This window comes from Paucibacter aquatile, assembly GCF_002885975.1.
Taxonomy (GTDB): Bacteria; Pseudomonadota; Gammaproteobacteria; order Burkholderiales; family Burkholderiaceae_C; genus Paucibacter_A; species Paucibacter_A aquatilis.
In genome coordinates, this window is the sequence record NZ_POSP01000001.1 from 476,169 (window position 1) to 492,796 (window position 16,628).

Genomic DNA, 16,628 nt, shown 5'->3' on the forward strand with positions numbered 1-16,628 from the left:
GAGAGACGAAACGGCCCGAGCGATAAAACACCGGGTCGGGGCGCGATTGTGGCCGCGCCGGGTGAGGCCGGCCTTCGGGGTTTTGCAGGGTGTCGGGGCACACGGGCGGCGCTAGCGGGCGCCCTCCTAGAATCCGCGCCATGTCTGCGATCTCCTCCAAGTTCTCCTTCTTGTTCCTCGCGCTGCGCGCTGCGGCGCCTGCCCGTCTCGGTGCCGCCCTGCTGGTCCTGACGCTGGCCGCCTGCTCGCATGTGCCCTTGATCGGCTCGGGCCCGGCCCCGGCGCCCAGCAGCCCCAGCACGCCGGCGCCGGCCGATCCGGTGGCGCCCGTGGTGGTGCCGGTCGTGAAGGCGCCGCCCGTGCCGCCCAAGATCGGCCTGGCCCTGGGCGGCGGCGCGGCGCGTGGCTTTGCCCACATCGGCGTGATCCAGGTGCTGGAGGAAAACGGCATCAAGGTCGATCTGGTGGCCGGCACCTCGGCCGGCAGCTTGGTGGCGGCGCTGTACGCCTCGGGCATGAGCGGGCGCGAGCTGGCCACGCTGGCCGAGACCATGGACGAAGGCGCCATCACCGACTGGGCCTTCCCGACCCGCGGCCTGATCCGCGGCGAGGCCCTGGCCAAGTATGTGCGTGACAAGACTGGAGGCAAGAACATCGAGCAGATGCGCATCCCCCTGGGCGTGGTGGCCACCGATTTGTCGGATGGCTCCGGCTCGCTGTTCCGCCGCGGCGACACCGGCGTGGCGGTGCGGGCCTCCAGCTCGGTGCCAGCGGTGTTCCAGCCGGTGCGCATTGGCAACCGAGACTATGTCGACGGCGGCCTGGTCGCCCCGGTGCCGGTGCGCTATGCGCGCCAGATGGGGGCCGAGCTGGTGATTGCGGTGGACATCTCCTCGCCGCCGGAAGAAAAACCCGGCACTGGCGCCATCCCCATGCTGATGCAGACTTTTTCCATCATGGGCCGCAGCATCAACAACTTCGAGCTGCGCGAGGCCGATGTGCTGGTGCGGCCCAAGCTCGATGGCGTGGGCAGCGCGGATTTTGGCGCCCGGCGCCGCTCCATCCAGGCCGGCCGCGAGGCGGCGCAGGCCGCCTTGTCGCAGTTGCGTGCGCGCATCGCTGAAAAGACCCGTTAGGACTCAAGACAGCCCCAGGCCGGGGCGGGGCGCTCAGTCTCGGCTAGGCTAGGGGCCTCGCCTCCCGGCATCTGGTGCATCGCCCGTGACCCAACCCGATTCCGCCACGCCCTTGTTCCCGCTGCAGTCGGTGCTTTTTCCCGAGGGCTATTTGCAGCTGCAGATCTTTGAGCCGCGCTATCTGGACATGGTGCAGCGCTGCTGGCGCGAGGGCCGGCCCTTCGGCGTGCTCAGCCTGATCGAAGGCGGCGAGGTGCGCCGCCGCGACCCGGCGCGTGGCGAGGCCTTTGTGCAGGAGCGGTTTCAGAGCGTGGGCACCCTGGCCCGCATCGAGCATTGCGAAACGCTGCAAGCCGGCTTGATGCGCATTCGCTGCCGTGGCGGCCAGCGCTTTCGCCTGCTGTCCAGCGAATGCCTGCCCGGCGGCCTGTGGGTGGGGCAGATCGAGCCCATGGCCGAGGATGCGGCCGTGCCCGTGCCCACCGACCTGAAGGTCACTTCCACCCTCTTGCAAAGCCTGCTGCACAGCCTGGAGCAAGGGGCTGCCGCGGTGGATGTGCCGGTGCAGCCCCCTTACCGCTGGGACGACAGCGGCTGGCTGGCCAACCGCTGGTGCGAGCTGCTGCCCCTGCCCCCCGAGGAGCGCCAGCGCCTGATGCAACTCGACAACCCCTTGCTGCGTCTGGAACTGGTGGCCGATCAGCTCGATCAGCCGGGGGTGTTGGCGGGGCGGGCTTGAGCTTTCGCCCCTCACTTGCCTTGCTGTGTTCGGAGTGGCTTTTGGGGTGCAACGTGAGGCCCTGCAGCCCGCGCCGCCGCCGGGCTCATGGTTCGGGGATCGGGCCTGACGGGCCGACTCCCCTGCGCTGCTCGCGCCTCGGGGCTGGCGCATAACTCACTTCGCTCCCTGCGTTCGCTTCGTTCAGACAGAAGCGCCAAGTCAGAAATTGAAGCGCGCGTGATCGCGCGCGCCCCGAGGCGCTGTGCTGCTCGGCCCTTCACAAATCGCCCGGCAGCGGCCCAGGCTGCAGGGCGCTTGCATCGCGGTCAATGTGCCCCTCGTCGGTGGAGAACGCCATCTTCGGAGGCGGCTCGGCCCGCCGACGGGCGATTTGTGCGCGGCCGAGGGCGCAGCGAAGCGGCTCAGGCGCGCGGTCACGCGCGCTTCAAGCGCTGACTCGGCGCCACTGTCTGACCACAGTGAGCGCAGCGAACGGAGGGAGTTTGGCGCCGCTGAGCCGCGGAGTGAGCAGCGAGGGGAGTCGGCTCGCCCGAGCCGACCCGCGAACCATGAGCCCGGCGGCGGGCCAAGCCACCGCAGCGAGCCAGATCAAGACGGCGTAGGTTCACCGTGTGCGGTTACATGAACAGCTTCACAGATGAAAAAAAGCCCAGCGGATGCTGGGCTTGAAGGGCACGTTTGGGGACCGGCGAGGCCGGCCTCAGCGGTGCCGAGGAGACAACTGATGCGCGATGGCTCAGGCGGCAGCGCGCTTGGAAGCGCGGGTGGCCGTTTGGGTGGCCTTGACGGCGCTGTTGGTGGCGGCTTCGAAGTTGGCTTCGGCCACTTCGGTGGCTTGCTTGGCTGCCTTTTGCACGGTCTCGAAGGCGTTGTTGGCGGCAGCGACGGCGCTCTTCACCAGGGCGACGGCGTTTTCGGTGCCGGCCGGTGCGTTCTTGGCAGCGTTTTCGACCACGGCCGAGAACTTGGCCTGGATGTCGGCCAGCTGGGCTTCAGCGACCTTGGCCACTTCGGCATTGGTGCTGGAGGCGATGTCGTACAGATGGCGGCTGTAGGAAGCGGCCTTCTCGGCGCTGGGCTGCAGCAGGGCGCTTTGCAGGGCCAGCAGCTCTTGAGCGTCTTTCACCGACAGGGCGGCGTGGGTCGACTCAGCGACTTCGCTCAGGGCGGTCTTGGCCACTTGCAGGTTCAGTTCGACCAGCTTTTCCACGCCTTCGAAAGCCTTGTTGGTCAGGCCAAACAGGGTTTCGACATTGGCTTTGTGGGCGGCGATGATTTGTTCGGTAGTCAGCATGGAGCACTCCTGATGGGGGGTGACCCCCGTTGATTCGATGGATGAAATCGTTCGACAGCGATAAATGTTGCACTGCAACAAAACGAAGTATAGGGATGCCGGGCGGCTTTGCAAGACATTTTTGCTGCGGCGCAGCAAATTAGGGGGATTCGCCGGAATTCCTGCCTTCTTCCGCAGCTTGGCGCCGCGCGGTGACGCCCCCATGACAGGCACGGAATGCCACCGCCCGCTATGGTGTGCACCCATGCAGGCCTTTCATTCCGACGCCCATTCCCTGGCCTTGCCGCCGGGTCACAGCTTTCCCGCCAGCAAGTACCGCCTGCTGCGCGAGCTTTTCGAGGCCGAGCCCGGTCTGCTGCGCATGGCGCCGGCGCCGGCTGCCAGCGAGGCGGAACTCTGCCTCGTCCACACGCCCGAGTATGTGAACGCGGTGTTGCAGGGCCGGTTGAGCGCGGCCCAGCAGCGCGAGATCGGTTTCCCCTGGTCGCCCTCGATGGCGGCGCGCTCGCTTCATTCGGTAGGCGCCAGCATTGCGGCAGCCCGCGCTGCCCTGGCCGAGGGCGTGGCCGCGAACATGGCCGGCGGCACCCACCATGCCTTTGCCGACCGGGGCTCGGGCTACTGCGTCTTCAACGATGTCGCGGTGGCCGCGCGCCTGATGCAGCAGCAGTGGAGCGCGCAGGCGTGGCCGGGCGATTCGCGGCTGCGCGTGCTCGTGATCGATCTCGATGTCCACCAGGGCAATGGCACGGCCGCCATTTTTGAGGGTGACGACAGCGTGTTCACCTTCTCCATGCACGGCGCCAAGAACTTCCCGGCCTGCAAGGAGCGCAGCGATCTCGATGTGGAACTGCCCGATGGCTGCAGTGACGAGCCCTATCTGCAGGCGCTGGACCAGGCGCTCGAAGAGATCTGGGCTCGCCATGCCGCCGCAGGTGCCATGCCCGGCCTGGCCTTCTACCTGGCCGGCGCCGACCCGCACGAAGGCGACCGCCTGGGCCGCCTCAAGCTCAGCAGCGCCGGCCTGCTGGAACGCGACCGGCGCGTGCTCTCCGCCCTGTGCGAGCGTGGCATCCCTGTGGCCCTCAGCATGGCCGGCGGCTACGGCCATGACATCGCCACCACGGTGGCAGTGCAGGCCAACACGCTCAACGAAGCGGTCAGGGCCTGGGCGGCGTGGCGGCTGCGGTGAAAGCCGGGGCCGGTCGTCTTGAATCTTTGTGGTTGAATTTCCCCCAACCGTCGGCTGTTTCGGCCACGCCTCTTTCTTCTTTGTCTTTTGCCCACCCGGACGCTGCGCGCGCTATATGACCTCACCCAATCTGTTCCAGCAACCCACGCCCGCCGACACGGCCGCCGTGGACACCGCCATCGTGACCCGGCGCTCCATGCGCGCCTTCTTGCCCACCGAGGTGCCGGAGAGTCAGATCGAGGAGATCCTGAACGTGGCGTCCCGGGCGCCGTCGGGCACCAACACCCAGCCCTGGCAGGTCCATGTGCTGACCGGCGCGGCGCGCCAGCGCCTGGTGGACCGCATCCAGGCGGCCTACCTCGACCCGGCCGAGTTGGCGAAGCACACGGAGGAATACGCCTACTACCCGACCGAATGGGTCTCGCCCTACATCGACCGCCGCCGCAAGGTGGGCTGGGATCTGTATGGCCTGCTGAACATCGCCAAGACCGACAAGGCCCGCATGCAGGCGCAACATGCGCGCAACTTCCAGTTTTTTGATGCCCCGGTGGGGCTGATCTTCACCATCGACCGCGTCATGCAGCAGGGCAGCTGGCTGGACTACGGCATGTTCCTGGAGAACGTGATGATCGCGGCGCGCGGCCGCGGCCTGCACACCTGCCCGCAGGCCGCATTCACCCAGTTCCACCGCCTGATCGCCGAAGAGCTGCAGCTGGCGCCCAGCCAGATGGTGGTCTGTGGCATGGCGCTCGGTCACGCCGACCCCGCCGCGGTGGAGAACAGCCTGCTGACCGAGCGTGCAGCGGTGGCCGAATTCACGCGCTTCTACCGTGATTGAGCGCGGCGGGCGCGTGAAGAGGGGCCAGGTCTTGCGCACCTGGGGCAGCCGGGTCACGGCGCTGCTGTTGGCGGGCGCCGCCGGCCCGGCCCTGGCGGCCGATCTGGACGGCAGCCGTTTCGGCGCGATCTGGGGCCTGCCGTTTGCGGGCTTGCTGCTGTCCATCGCCCTGATGCCCTTGCTGGCGCCGGCGATCTGGCACCGCCATTTCGGCAAGATCAGCGCCGGCTGGGCCTTGGTTTTGCTGCTGCCGCTGCTGGCACGTGAGGGCGCCGGCACGACGGGCGGCGTGTTGCTGCACACCGCCGTGGCCGAGTACCTGCCGTTTGTGATCCTGCTGACGGCGCTGTTCACCACCGCGGGCGGCATCTTCATCCGCGGCAATCTGCATGGCAGCCCGGGGCTCAATGTCGGCCTGCTGGCAGTCGGCGCGGCCCTGGCCAGCGTGATGGGCACGACGGGGGCGTCCATGCTGATGGTGCGGCCGCTGATCCGCGCCAACGACAACCGCCGCCACAACGTCCATGTGCTGGTGTTCTTCATCTTCATCGTCAGCAATGCCGGTGGCGCGTTGACGCCGCTGGGCGACCCACCGCTGTTCCTGGGTTTTCTGCAAGGCGTGAGCTTCTTCTGGACCCTGCAGCATCTGGCGCCGCAGACCCTGTTCATGGTGGGCAGCCTGCTGGCCATCTTCTACGGGCTGGACCGCCATTTCTACCGCCGCGAAGGCGTGCTGCCGCGCGACCCCACGCCGGACGACCACCGCTTCGGCATCGAGGGCGGCCTGAACTTCGCCTTGCTCGGCGTGGTGGTGGGCCTGGTGCTGATGAGCGGGCTGTGGAAGCCGGCGCACCCGGGTTGGCAGCTCGGCAGCGTGAGCCTGAGCCTGCCGGCCCTGCTGCGCGATGGCGCCCTGATCCTGGTGACCCTGGCCTCGGTCGTGCTGACGCCCCGTGATGTGCGTGCGCGCAACCAGTTTTCTTGGGCGCCCATGCTGGAGGTGGCCAAGCTCTTTGCCGCCATCTTCGTGACCATGGCGCCGGTGCTGGCCATGCTCAAGGCGGGCGAGCAGGGGGCGTTTGCCGCCGTCACCCGCGCCGTCACCGCGCCCGATGGCCAGCCCATGCCCTGGGCCTACTTCTGGTTCAGCGGCTTGCTCTCGTCCTTCCTGGACAACGCGCCGACTTATTTGGTGTTCTTCAACCTGGCCGGGGGTGATGCGGCGCAGCTGATGACGACGCTGGCGCCCACGCTGGTGGCCATCTCGGCCGGCTCGGTGTTCATGGGCGCCAACAGCTACATCGGCAATGCGCCCAACTTCATGGTCAAAGCCATCGCCGAAGAGCGCGGCATCGCCATGCCCAGCTTCTTTGGCTATATGGCCTGGTCGGGCGCGGTCTTGACCCCCTTGTTTCTTGTGATGAGCCTGATCTGGTTCTGAGGAGTGGTGTTCTTCATGCCGAACCTTGCCGCCCCCAAACCGCGCGTGCTCTTGGCCCGCCGCATCTTTCCGGACATCGCCGCGCGCATGGCCGAGGCCTTTGACCTCGACTACGCCGATGACGATCAGCCCCTGAGCCCGGAAGCCTTGCGCCAGCGACTGCAAGGCAAGCTGGGGCTGCTCGCCTCCGGCACCGAGCAGATCACGGCCGAGCTGCTGGACGCCTGCCCCGAGCTGCGCGTCATCAGCCTGATGACCGTGGGCCACAACAATGTGGACCTGGCCGCTTGCAGCGCGCGCGGCGTGCGCGTCAGCAATGCGCCCGATGTGCTGACCGAAACCACGGCTGACTTCGGCTTCGCCTTGATGATGGCCGCGGCCCGGCGCATCAGCGAAAGCGAGCATTACCTGCGCCGTGGCGATTGGAAGCAATGGCGGGTGGACCTGTTCGCTGGCGCCGACATCCACGGCACCACCCTGGGCATCCTCGGCATGGGCCGCATCGGCCAGGCCATCGCACGGCGCGGCGCCCTGGGCTTTGGCATGAAGGTGATCTATCACAACCGCAGCCGCCTCGCGCCCGAGCAGGAGGCGCCCATCGGCGCCCGCTGGGTCAGCAAGGAGGCGCTGTTGCGCGAGGCCGATCACCTCGTCATCGTCGTGCCCTACACGCCGGCGTCCCACCACCTGGTGGCCGAGCAAGACCTGGCCCTGATGAAGCCCAGCGCCACCCTGACCAATATCGCCCGCGGCGGCGTGGTGGACGATGTGGCCCTGGCCCGCGCCCTGCAGCAAGGTCGACTGGCCGCAGCCGGCCTCGATGTCTTCGAGCGCGAGCCCCAGGTGCACCCGGACCTGCTGGCCTGCGCCAATGTCGTGCTCACACCCCACATCGCCAGCGCTTCGGTGCCGACGCGGCGGGCGATGTGCGAGCTGGCGGAGCGAAACCTTTTGGCGGCTTTCAGTGGCCGTCCGATGCCGAGTCTGCTGAACTCGTTTTGAGCCCGCAGCCCGAGCCAGCCGGGGTGGCAGTCATTGCCCTTCGGGCGGCTGCCAGAGTTCGATGCGGTTGCCGTCGGGGTCCATGACCCAGCCGAACTTGCCGTATTCGGATTCATCCACCTTGTCGTCGACCTGGCAGCCCTCGGCCCGCAGCAGGGCCAGCAGGGCATGCAGATCGGCCACGCGGTAGTTCACCATGAAGGGGGCGGGGCTGGGGTCGAAGTAGCTGCTGGCGGCATCAAAAATGCTCCAGACCGTGCTGCCCTGGCCCTCGGGGTTGTGTTCGCCGCGCCAGCGAAAGGCCGTACCGCCCCAGGCCTCGACGGGGATACCCAGGTGGCGCCGGTACCAGTCGCGCAGCCGTTCGGGCTGGCTGGATTTGATGAAGATGCCGCCGATGCCGGTGACCCGGCTGGGGCTGCTAACGGGCGTGTCGCTGTTCATGAGGGGTCTTGCCTCGCCGGAAATAGGGCTGTCGTGATTTGGCCTCAGTTTTTGGCTTTGGCCTTGGCCTTGACGGTTCGCACCGCAGCCTTGGGTTTCTTGGCTTTGTTGCTGTCGGGCTTGGGGGCTGCCTTGGCTGCGGCCTTGGCGTCCGTCTTCTTGGGCTTGCTGGCCTTCTCCGCCTTTTCGGCTTTCTCGGCTTTCTCGGCCTTGGCCTTGCTGCTCTTGGCTTTATTGCTCTTGCCCGCTGCGGCCAGCCCCGCCATCGGCGGCATGGCAGGCATCTCGCGGCTGCCCGCTTCAGCCTCGCTCAGAATCGCCAGTGCCTTGGCGTAGAAAGCCTTGCGCTCTTCCAGGCCGCGGTTGCCGCCGTTGACGGTGTAGCTGATGAACTCTACCGGCGAGAGGTCCAGCACTGCGCCTTTGTATTTTTTCTTCAGCCGGTCGCTGTCCGGGTGGTTGGCGGCGTCATTGAGGTTGCGGGTCAGCCAGTACTCGCAGGCGCTCCAGACCGCCATCTCGGGCTCTTCCAGCAGCTCCGGCTTGTTGATGAACAGATCGCGCGAGCCTTTCTTGATGCCCAGCTGCAGGTAATTGGCCCGCCCCGTGGTCTGAAAAATGCCGCGGCCGCGAAAGCGCACCCCGTCACCCGCCTGCGTGTTGCCCAGATCCGCCCGGCCCTCGTAGGCGCTGCCCGAGGCGTACTCGCGCAAGGTCTTGAAATGGTCGGTCTCATGGCAGGCCTGGGCCAGGAAATGCGCGTACTCCTGGGCCGTGTCGATCTGGTACTGCGGGCACAGCAGGTTCATCCACTCGGCCAGGGCCGGCATCAGGGCCGTCTTGCGTCCAGCGATCTGGGCCAGGTGTTCTGCGGTGATGGCAAGTGTCATGGCGGTGGGGCTCCGGGTGATGGTTGGCATTCAGCTGCAGCGCCGGCGTCAGTCGGCCTCGCAGTGCCGGGCTCATCATCGGGGGCGAAGCAGCTTCGACCAACCCCTAGCTCATCGCGCTGCAATGGGTATGAGTCGGCCATGCTGCAGTGCTATACCCTGCCTCGCGGCCTATTCGATTTCTCTCGAAGCACTCAGCGAAGCGCGTCGGCTCGCGCTGGTTCGAAGCCATCGGCTCAGAAAGAAGCGTGCCTTCGGATGGCTCGCCATTGCCCGACTGCTGGAGGGACAAAGTCGGCCACAGTCTCCGCTAGCGCATAACAAGCCTAGCCATGCTTTGGCCCGGATTCGAGAGCGCCGAATCGATTCAGAGCGATCAGCGTCAGGCCAAGGCCGACAAGAACCATAGCGAGGCCGAGTGCCCAGTGAAATGCAAAGAAGATCCCAGATGGAAAGAAGAGGGTGAGCCAGAACCATTGGCGCATGCCCGCCTGATGAAAGTACTGTGCACAAGCCTCTCCTCTCAGAGGGTGAACGATGGATGAATTCGATTGAGCCCAAGCGGAGTGCCCGTGGCTAGTTCCACAGCTTGGACTGGGTCTGGCTTTGAGAGTTATGAGGCCGAGCCTCGTGTGAGGGCTGAGGCTTGACACTAGATGCACTCACAAGGGGCGACGCCCTCTTGTGACTGTCAGTTCGATGGAGGGGTTTGACCTCATGGTGGAGGCACTCGCCAACTTAACTACTTGGCTTCTTTGTACTCGCCAAGCCCGCGACTTGCGGGAACAACCTCCAAGGTGTTGGAGGTGATTGTTGGGAAGACCGCGACGAGCTTGTGAGGCGTATTCACCACCAGTTGATGCTTCGACTCGAAGTTGACCATGTCCTGGTGCACTAGAGTAATTTCGTAGGTGCCAAACGGAAGCAGGGTAGCAAGGAACTCCCCAACGTGCACTTGTCCGAGCCCCTTACCGTTCACCGCGATGTTGATGCGCCCTGTTCCTGCCATTTTCCAAAGGTCACGGTCCAGCCCATGTACGTTGCGCAAGTCGGAGTCATTGCGGTAGATCTTTGGGTTCTCGTTCAGGAACACGACCTTGCCAAGGTTGGCTTCGGTTGAAGGAGCCATCGGTGAACCTGCCGCTAGAGGCAGCTCTTTGGCTATGGGTGCAAGGCTGCAGCCAGTGATCGAAATCGAGAGCGCTATTGCTGAAAGGATCGCCAGTATTTGACTCATTCGTGTTCTCCTCGTGTGAGTTGTCGTTGAAAATTCTCCGACGAGCATATCGTCATGTGAGGTCGAACGTTCGCGGTAAGCGGACCATCCAGCGTAGCTGGCGCAGGTCCGCTTGACCAAAAGGTTAAAGCGCAGGGGGCAAAACATGACCGACTCCCTTCGTGCCACCTTCCCACACCGTGAATTTGGCGCCTGCGAGGAAGTGCTGCTTAGCTTCTGGGACGAGCAACTGGACCGTCGCTCGAAAGCATTCACCCGGCGCAGGGGCATCATCAAACTGCATTCGCGCAGACCAATGCTCGTCTTTGATGCCGAGGACAGTTCGCCATTCGCCCGACACCAAAGGGCCGACGCGCCCTCCATCCTCCGCAGATAGCAGGTGGATCTCGGCGAGGAAAGTTTCGGGCATGCGCTTTGACGCTAATTTTGGACGACAAAATTACGACCGAACCTCGGCGTCATCAACGGCTCGAAGCATCGATTGCTTGAGGCAAGCGCTTGATTTGGCATTGTTTCCTTCTCTTGGGGATCGGGTAAAGGGCTACCAAAAGAACGACAAAAGCATCACAGGGTTGCATCTGATTTGGCGCTCCGATTTCCCCAAACTCCCTTGCTCATGCCTTGGCCGATTCCGGCAACCCAAACACCCGATCAAACGCCCACGTGAAGACAATCGCGTAGACGAAGAAAAACGCCAGGATGGCCAGGTCGGCGATCAGGGCTTCGAGCAGGCTGATATCCAGCCACCAGGCCATCAGCGGCACCAGGAACAGCACCAGCCCGCCTTCGAAACCGATGCCGTGCAGCAGGCGTCGACCCAAGGACCGGCCCTTGACCGTTTGACGCGCCTCCCAGCGTTCGAACAGGGCGTTGAAGACATAGTTCCAGGCCAGGGCGATGCTGGACATGGCCAGGGCCAGCAGGGCCGAAGACTGCAGGGAGGTGGCAAACATCCATGCGACGGCCGGGCCGACCATGGCCACGGCGATGGCTTCGTACAAAAGGGCTTGAAGGACGCGGCGTTGGCGGGGGGTCATGGGCCCGGAGTGTCGCAGGACGGCGGGTTTTGCCCGGCCTTCTTGCCTGTGACGGCGGCCTGCCGCCGCCCCAGCACCCAGATGCTGACCAGCAGCAAAGCGCCGCCCAGCCATTGGCTGGCCCTCAAGCTCTGGTTCAGGAGCAAGGCTGAGAGCAGCACGGCGGTCAGCGGCTCCATCAAGGTGGCCACGGTCAGGGTGCTGGGGCTCAGGCGTGCCGCGCCCCAGCTGAAGGCCAGCAAGGCCAGCGCGGCAGTCACCAGGCCCAGGTACAAAAACCAGGCTTGCGGCGGAATCGAGTCGGGCCAGTGAAACGGGCGGATCAGCGCGAACAGGCTGGTGCTCACTGCCGCGATGACGGTGAGGCAGGCGCTCGATGGGCCGGGGCCCATGCTCACCGAGAGGCGCGAGCTCACCAGCGTGAAGCCCGTGTACAGCAGCGCCGATGCCACCGAGAAGGCGACACCGATCCACAGGTTTTGCGTGTGCCCGACATCGATGCCGGCGCCATGGCCGAGCACCAACATCACTGTGCCAGCCAGGGCCGCGCACAGGGCAGCGAACAGGCCCAAGCCCGGCGCCTCGGTGCCCCGGGCCAGGCCGATCAGCGTCACCAGCACGGGCGGCAGGCACAGCGCAATCAAGGTGGGCACCGAAGGGCCGATGCGCTCTATCCCTAAGAACCAGCACAGCACATAGCCGGCCATGGCGGCGCCGGCCGCCACCAGGGTCAGCCACAGGCTTTTCAACGCGGCCCAGTCGATCTGCCGGCCGTACACGGCCAGCAAGACCAGGGCGCCGACGCTGAAGCGCCAGAAGGAAATGTTCTCGGGCGAAAAGCCGTGCCGGCTGACCAGCACATCGACCACCAAGGCGCCGGTGCCCCAGAGCATGCCGGCCGAGCAGGCCGCCAGCAGGCCCAAGAGGGCCTGGCCTTGGCTGGGCTGCTGTGTGCTTGGATTCATCAAGAGGTGTGCCTTGTGGTGTTGTTGCGGCTTGCGCAGGGTTCAGCTGTCAGCACCGCCCCTGGGGCTCGCGGCTTTGCGAGGCGGCGCCTCGCGCCACAGCCCGCCTTCGCTGAAGCACTCCCAGCCCCATTTCAGCCAGCGCAGCAGCGAGGCGGCCAGCCACAGGGCCCAGAGCAGCATGGCCAGGCGGTACAGCCACAGCGGCGCGCTGATCACCCAGGCTTGCGCGGTGCCGGCGCCCGCGCTGAATCGATCCGCGTACCAGCGCAGCAGGCTGGCATTCGATTCATGGCCGGTGATCATTAGATCCGGCAGGCCCAGCAGGCCGACCTGCAGCGCCTGCAGCAGCACCGCCACAAACCCTAGGGCCCAGAAGCCCAGCAGCAGCTGCAGGCCGATGAAGGGGCCACGCGCCAGGCCGGGGCCATGCCGCTTGCGCAGCAAGAGCAGCAGAAAGCCCGCCACCACCCAGGCCAGGCCGGACAGGGTCACCGGCGCCAGGCCCAGGCCCAGCAGCAGCCAGGCCGAGAGCTTCAGCGGCAGGCCCGGCACGCGGCTCAAGCCCAGGGCCAGAATCGCCACCGCCAGCAGCGCGCCCCAGAACAGCACGGCCGGGCCCAGCAGCGGCCCGCCCAGGGCCAGCACGATGCGGTCGCCCGGCACATGGATCTGCAGGCTGTCGTTCACGCCGGCCGCGCCCAGCTGCACGCTGGGGCTGCGGAACCACCAGCCCATGCCGCCATCGTCGGCGCGCCAGCGCAGCTCCAGCCGGTGCTCGCCCGGGGTGATGGGCAGCTGCAGGGCGCCGTTCTTGGCTTGCAGGGGCAGCTCGGCGCCGTCCAGGCTCAGGCCTTGCAGGGCCGCGCCTGCGGGCAGCTGCAGGGTCTGCTGGCCGCCCAGGCTGGAGCGCAGGGTGGCGCTGAGCTTGAAGTCGCTGCTGCGCGCGCCGGGCGTCACCTCGGTCAGCACCTGGTCCCAGGTCAGGGTGGGGCCGGCCACGCCGGCCGGTCTGCTCAAATTCAGCGTCAGCTGCTCGCCGGGCCAGGGCCGCCACAGCGGCTGCCAGCGCCCGCCTTGCTGGTGCACCACCGGGGCCAGGCCCTGGTGTTCGACATGCCAGAGCGTCGAAGCGTCCAGCGCCCATTGCTCGATCTGCTGGGTGGCCGGGTGGCTCTTCAGCGTCAGTTTCGCTTGCGGGCGCAGCTCGCTGTCGAACTCCAGCACCTCGGCCGCGCCCAGCTGCACGCTGGCCAGGCCCTCGCTGATCTGCACGCTGTTGTCTTGCACCGCCTCGCCGGGCAGCAGCTGCCATTGCACGCGCAGCGGCGCGCGGCTGGGCGCGATGCGCTCGATGCGGGTGTGCACGGTCCAGCGCAGGCCCAGCTCCAGCTGGCGCTGGATGCGCACAAAGGCGGGCAGGGCATCGCGCGGGTTGTTCTGTGCATCGGCTCCCGCTGCCTCTTTGTCATCGCTTGCGCTCTGCTCGCGCAGCAGGCTCAGCGCGGCGCCGGGCAGGCCCTGGGCATTGAGGCCTTGCAAGCGCCAGCCGCGCAGCTGGCTCTTCAGCTCTCGCACCGGCAGGGGCAGACTGATGTCCAGCTCCTGCATCGGCGCGGCGCCGAGATCGGCCTCCATGCTGATCTGGCTGATGCCGGCTTTCAGTGCGATCCAGATCTGGCCCTGGGCATCGCGGCGCAGCGGCGCGGGCTGGCCGTCCAGCAGCACCTGGCTCGGTTGCCAGGCGCCGGCCTGGCCGGGCAGGGGCAGGGCCACGTCGGCCTGAGCATGGGCTTCCAGGCGCAAGAGCACGCGCGAGCCTTCGGCCTGCAAGTTCAGGCGCGCCAGCTCGGCGCAGCGCGGCAGGCAATCCGGGGCGGGGCGCAGGCGCTGGCGCATCTCGGCCAGCAAGGCATCGGACGGCGGCTGCAGGCCGGTGGGCTTCTGGGCTTTCTCCGAAGGCGCGGGCTTGGCCGGCTCATTCTCGGCATGGGCCGGATCGGCAGGCAGGCTCAAGCCGAGCGCGAAGGTCAGGGCCAGTGCGGCGCTGGTGCCAGCGCCGGTTCCTGCCCGCCGCGGCCACCAGGGCTGACCCGTGCGGCCGCTGGCCAGGGCCAGCAGGGCCGCCAGCATCAAGAGCAGGCTGGCCACGCGCAGCAGCGCTGTGCCGGCCGGCGGCAGCAGGTAGAGCTGCAGCGCCTGATCGGCCTGCACCGGGCCTTGCCAGACCAGGGCATGCTCTTGCCAATGCCAGCTGGGCAGGCCGGGGCCGGTCTGCACGCGGGCGCTGGGGTCGGCCTGGTCCAAACGGCGCGGCTCCTTTTGAGGCACGGGCGCAGCATCGCTGACCGCTTCCTTGAGGCGGCTGTAGCTGGAGCCGGCAGGCGCGGGCTCGGCCATCTCGGGCGGCGGGATGAAGGGCGGGGCTGCCGCAGGCACTGCTGTTTCAGCCTGGGGCAGGCCATGCGTCATGGCCGGCTGGTCCAAGGCCGGATACATGGCATAACGCAGCTGGTCCACGCCAAAAGGCAGCAGCAACAAGGCGATGGCCACCATGCAGGCCTGTTCGGCGCGGCGCAGCAGCAGGGCCAGGCGGGCGAACTTGTCGGTCATGCTGCCCAGGGCCTTGTTGACGGCCATCAGGCCCAGCCAGAACAGCCACAGGAACTGCGGCGCATCGCGCAGATGCCAGCTGCACACCAGGGCGGCGCCCAGCAGCAGGCCGCGCGGCCAGCCCAGCAGGCGGCCGGCGGCCAAAGCGCTGAGCAGCACGAAGAAAAAGTCCCAGAGCGACCAGGCGCCCAGCCAGGAGCCAGCCACCCGGTCCGGCCCGCTGGCGTGCAGCAGGCGCCAGCCGGGCGGCAGGTGCAGGGCCGTGCCGGTCGATTGGAAATCACCGCTCCAGCCGCTGGCCGGCAGGGTCGCATCGCGGGCCCAGCGGCTCTCGGCCGTGATGTTGGCCGTGCCTTGGCGCACCTCGATGCCGTCGGGGGCGTTCGGCTGAGCCGGCGCCGATGCGGCAGCGCTTGGCCCCCGCCTTGTGATCAGCTGATCCTGGCCATCGAGCGCGGCCCGGCCTAGGGCGCCCGGCGCGGCCAGCTCCAGGCGGGTGGAGCGGCTCAGCTCGCCTTCGATGCGGTCTTGCGCGGTGTAGCCCTGGCCGTCGAAATCAAGCCAGAGCTGGCGTGTGAGGCGCAGCTGATCGGGCGCCGGCTCGGGGTTGCCGCGCCGGCTTTGCTTGATTTGCAGGGTGGCGCCGGGCGCCATGCGGTAGGCCGGAAAGCTCTGCCAGCTCTCGGGCATGACGGTCTGCTTGGGGTCCACGGCGGGCACGCCCTCGATGCTGACCACGCGCAGTTCGTTGTGCGCCGAAAAGGCCCAGACCTCCTCGCCCAGCGGGCTTTCGCCGGGCTTGGGCGCGGCGGCGGGCAGCTGCAGCGCCTGCGGGGGCGCCATGCCGCGGGCCAGCAGCTCCACGGTCCAGCGGCCCGGGCGGGCCTGCACCAGCAGGGCACCGTCCTCGCGCAGCCGGGCGGGCAGGGCGCTGCTCAGCGCCTCGGCCACCAGGCCCGGCAGCAGCGCTTGCGGCAGCACCAGCTCGCGGGCGCGGCCCGAGACGGCCAGCTCGATATGGGTGTTGATGCGCATGGGCACCTGGTCGTCGATCAGGCGCGCGGTGCGCACACTCAAGGCTTCGCTGCTGGCGCTGTCCTCGCGGCTGGCCTTCAGCCAGAGCCGTCCCTGGGCATCGGGTGTGCGCTTCTGTGCCTGGCCCTCGAGCCAGAAATTGAGCAAGCCCAGATTGGGCGGCAGCAGCAGGCCTTGCGGCATCTGCGCCCAGGGGATCTGGCCCTCGATGACGTGGCGGCCCGGCTCCAGACGCACGCTGGGCCGGCCCTGGGCCAGCACCACGGCCAGGGGCTTGCCGGCGCTTTTCACGTCCTGCGGCCAGAGGCTGGGCTTGCTGTTGCCGGAGCCCGCGCCCGGCGCATCGTCGGCCGCTTCGCCGGGCAGGGGCAGCAGCTGGGCCGTGCCATAGACCTGCACCTCCAGCCGGAAGCTGGCACCACCGGGCCCTGCGCGCAGCTCCAGCCGCGCCGGCCAGAGGCAGTTGCGCAGCTCGGCCTCACCGGGGCGGCCGGGCTGCAGCGGGCAGAGCTGGCTCTCCTGGCCTTGCAGGGCCCAGGGCAGCCAGTCGCGCAAGGCCGGGGGCAGCTCTTGCGGGCTCAGGGCGCCGGCTGCGGCGGCCCAGGCGCTGCTGCCGAGCAAGAGCAGGCCCAGCAGGCGCTGCTTTATGCGGCCTTGGACTTGCAAGGTTTGGGATTCAAGGCTCATGCCAGCACTCCTGGGCTCCATCAGAGCGCGCAGCTTAACTGCCGGATCACACGGCACACCACGGCGGAGAACCCC

General features: G+C 67.4%; 13 protein-coding genes. 6 read left to right on the plus strand and 7 right to left on the minus strand.

Translation table 11 applies throughout. The annotated features are described in order from the left end of the window. Nucleotides 1-140: 140 nt before the first annotated feature. Nucleotides 141-1,136 (plus strand): patatin-like phospholipase family protein, encoded by a 996-nt coding sequence (locus tag C1O66_RS02125; protein ID WP_102766336.1) that lies wholly within the window; start codon nucleotides 141-143, stop codon nucleotides 1,134-1,136. 85 nt (nucleotides 1,137-1,221) lie between these two features. Beyond that, complete coding sequence (locus tag C1O66_RS02130) at nucleotides 1,222-1,875, plus strand: LON peptidase substrate-binding domain-containing protein (protein ID WP_102766337.1); 654 nt, start codon at nucleotides 1,222-1,224, stop codon at nucleotides 1,873-1,875. 739 nt (nucleotides 1,876-2,614) lie between these two features. On the opposite strand, the gene C1O66_RS02135 is transcribed toward C1O66_RS02130, so the two are convergent. Next, complete coding sequence (locus C1O66_RS02135; protein ID WP_102766338.1) at nucleotides 2,615-3,172, minus strand: phasin family protein; 558 nt, start codon at nucleotides 3,170-3,172, stop codon at nucleotides 2,615-2,617. Nucleotides 3,173-3,416: 244 nt separating this feature from the next. Between C1O66_RS02135 and C1O66_RS02140 the strand changes: the two genes are divergently transcribed. From C1O66_RS02140 to C1O66_RS02155, 4 genes are all read left to right on the plus strand, one after another. Then, a complete protein-coding gene (locus C1O66_RS02140; RefSeq protein WP_102766339.1) occupies nucleotides 3,417-4,364 on the plus strand; it encodes a histone deacetylase family protein in 948 nt (315 codons plus the stop codon). Between the two features lie 115 nt (nucleotides 4,365-4,479). Then, entirely contained in the window at nucleotides 4,480-5,202 is a 723-nt protein-coding gene (locus tag C1O66_RS02145; protein ID WP_102766340.1) for a nitroreductase, read from the plus strand. A gap of 13 nt (nucleotides 5,203-5,215) precedes the next feature. Next, a complete protein-coding gene (locus C1O66_RS02150; RefSeq protein ID WP_394341015.1) occupies nucleotides 5,216-6,643 on the plus strand; it encodes a sodium:proton antiporter in 1,428 nt (475 codons plus the stop codon). Between the two features lie 15 nt (nucleotides 6,644-6,658). Then, entirely contained in the window at nucleotides 6,659-7,645 is a 987-nt protein-coding gene (locus C1O66_RS02155; RefSeq protein ID WP_102766612.1) for a 2-hydroxyacid dehydrogenase, read from the plus strand. 30 nt (nucleotides 7,646-7,675) lie between these two features. On the opposite strand, the gene C1O66_RS24180 is transcribed toward C1O66_RS02155, so the two are convergent. The 6 genes from C1O66_RS24180 to C1O66_RS02190 all read right to left on the minus strand — a co-directional run bounded on the left by C1O66_RS24180 (nucleotide 7,676) and on the right by C1O66_RS02190 (nucleotide 16,553). Beyond that, nucleotides 7,676-8,089: a VOC family protein gene (locus tag C1O66_RS24180; RefSeq protein WP_102766342.1), complete on the minus strand. Its 414-nt coding sequence runs from the start codon at nucleotides 8,087-8,089 to the stop codon at nucleotides 7,676-7,678. 44 nt (nucleotides 8,090-8,133) lie between these two features. Continuing rightward, the gene (locus C1O66_RS02165) at nucleotides 8,134-8,979 is read right to left on the minus strand and encodes a glycoside hydrolase family 19 protein (protein WP_102766343.1); all 846 of its coding nucleotides are present in this window, start codon (nucleotides 8,977-8,979) and stop codon (nucleotides 8,134-8,136) included. 742 nt (nucleotides 8,980-9,721) lie between these two features. Beyond that, on the minus strand, nucleotides 9,722-10,216 hold the full coding sequence (locus C1O66_RS02170) for a hypothetical protein (RefSeq protein ID WP_102766344.1): 495 nt from the start codon (nucleotides 10,214-10,216) through the stop codon (nucleotides 9,722-9,724). A 614-nt stretch (nucleotides 10,217-10,830) separates the two neighbouring features. Next, nucleotides 10,831-11,253 (minus strand): PACE efflux transporter, encoded by a 423-nt coding sequence (locus tag C1O66_RS02180; RefSeq protein ID WP_102766346.1) that lies wholly within the window; start codon nucleotides 11,251-11,253, stop codon nucleotides 10,831-10,833. Beyond that, nucleotides 11,250-12,218: a DMT family transporter gene (locus tag C1O66_RS02185; RefSeq protein ID WP_102766347.1), complete on the minus strand. Its 969-nt coding sequence runs from the start codon at nucleotides 12,216-12,218 to the stop codon at nucleotides 11,250-11,252. Before C1O66_RS02185 ends, C1O66_RS02180 begins: the two co-directional genes overlap by 4 nt. Nucleotides 12,219-12,260: 42 nt before the next feature. Further along, nucleotides 12,261-16,553: a hypothetical protein gene (locus C1O66_RS02190; protein ID WP_102766348.1), complete on the minus strand. Its 4,293-nt coding sequence runs from the start codon at nucleotides 16,551-16,553 to the stop codon at nucleotides 12,261-12,263. Between the last annotated feature and the right edge of the window lie 75 nt (nucleotides 16,554-16,628).